Origin of the sequence: Barnesiella sp. An22, from assembly GCF_002159975.1 — a bacterium.
GTDB lineage: Bacteria > Bacteroidota > Bacteroidia > Bacteroidales > Barnesiellaceae > Barnesiella > Barnesiella merdigallinarum.
This window is the reverse complement of the sequence record NZ_NFJR01000043.1, coordinates 1-1,831: the sequence shown is the minus strand read 5'-3', so window position 1 is coordinate 1,831 and position 1,831 is coordinate 1. Positions and strand designations below refer to the sequence as shown.

The 1,831-nt window shown below is 61.1% G+C and carries 1 protein-coding gene; it reads left to right on the top strand.

Features of this window, described 5'->3' with window-relative positions; genetic code table 11:
* The first annotated feature begins 56 nt into the window (after positions 1-56).
* Positions 57-869 (top strand): FimB/Mfa2 family fimbrial subunit, encoded by an 813-nt coding sequence (locus B5F38_RS14090; protein ID WP_241147877.1) that lies wholly within the window; start codon positions 57-59, stop codon positions 867-869.
* The last annotated feature ends 962 nt before the right edge of the window (positions 870-1,831 follow it).

Genomic DNA, 1,831 nt, shown 5'->3' with positions numbered 1-1,831 from the left:
TGGAAAATCTTTTAACCGTGGAGGAATCGAATATGAAAGCAAGACACTATATAAATATGATGGGAATGGCAGCCGCCGTGCTGCTCTCTTCCTGCGTGAAGGACACGCTCTATGATACGCCGCACCCCGACAAGGGAGCTGTCACCGTCAGTCTGACGGGAGTGTCGGCCGACGAGGATTTTGCAGTCGACATCGACGGGAAGGTGGCCGACATCACCGGCTCGCCTTTTACCTACCCCGACCTGCTCGCTCCGGGAACATACCGTATGGTGGTCTATAACCGTGCGGAAGGTTTCACTTTCGACGGACGAATGGCACGGGTCAATGCCCACACGGACGGGACCTCGGTCATTTCCCTGCCGGGCTATCTGAAGAGCGTCAGTCAGGAGATTACCGTAACAGCCGACGACACCCTGCGTCTCAGCCCTGTTCCGATGCAGCGTGTACGTGACCTGCAACTGGAACTGGAAGTGACACAGGGACGCCCCGAACTGATACAGAGCGTGACCGCCACCCTCAGCGGCATAGCCGGAATTTTTGATATGGAGAAGGGACAGACCATCGGCGAACCGACCTCCACGGTCTTCTCCTTCACCCGTGACGGCAGCAAGCTCACGGCCGACGCCCGCCTGCTGGGCACGATGGGAGCCGTGCAGACGCTGGTACTGGACATCGTCTTCACCGATGGCGGACGCACACAGCACACGGAAGTCGACCTGACGGAAGCCCTTGCGGACTTTAACGGCGACATGACCACCGCCTACCGGGTGACCGGCACACTGGAGACCCCCGTCGGCATGGAGGAATGCAACGCCGAGATTACCGGATGGGAAACGGTGGAAGGCGGCAATGCCAGTGCCACGCTGTAAATTCCACACACCGCTCGGGTCACCTCGCACTCGATGCGCTCCGTGTCACCCCGCACTCGATGCGAGGTCCAGTGTGTGAGTCACCCCACACCCGATGCGAGGTCCAGTGTATGAGTCACCCCGCACTCGATGCGGGGTCCAGAGAGGGAAGGCAAAGGACAAGTGCCGCAGACGATATTCCTGGATACCGCGTCGCAGCGCGGTATGACGAGGTGGCGGGGTCCAGTGAGGCCGCAAAGGGAAAGGGCGGAGCAAACCCCGCCTTTATCGGGCCGGGAGGAGGCCAATCGACCGAGGAAGAAGGGCGAGGACTGTTTGAGCACAGCGAGTTCCGCAGCCCCCGAGGGCGGTGACAGCCTCCGAGCGAAGAAGCCCGATAACAGCGGCGGCGCTTCTTGGTTCGTTCTTCTCGCTGTTGAGAAGAATGAACACACCGGGTCACCCCGCACTCGATGCGGGGTCCAGGAAAAGGGAAGGCGAGGCATTCATTTGCCAGTACTCCTAGATACCGCGTCGCAGCGCAGTATGACGAGGTGGCGGGGTCCAGTGAGGCCGCAAAGGGAAAGGGCGGAGCAAACCCCGCCTTTATCGGGCCGGGAGGAGGCCAATCGACCGAGGAAGAAGGGCAAGGACTGTTTGAGCACAGCGAGTTCCGCAGCCCCCGAGGGCGGTGACAGCCTCCGAGCGAAGAAGCCCGATAACAGCGGCGGCGCTTCTTGGTTCGTTCTTCTCGCTGTTGAGAAGAATGAACACACCGGGTCACCCCGCACCCGATGCGGGGTCCAGTGCGGGGCCGCAAACGGGAAAGGACCTGCGGGTATTGCCGCAGACAGTATTCCTGGATACCGCGTCACAGCGCGGTATGACGAGGTGGCGGGGTCCAGTGAGGCCGCAAAGGGAAAGGGCGGAGCAAACCCCGCCTTTATCGGGCCGGGAGGAGGCCAATCGACCGAGGAAGAAGG

What these genes read in the sequence shown, in the direction of transcription:
- B5F38_RS14090 (WP_241147877.1), top strand. Translation starts at nt 57, where the DNA reads ATGATGGGAATGGCAGCCGCCGTGCTGCTCTCTTCCTGCGTGAAGGAC.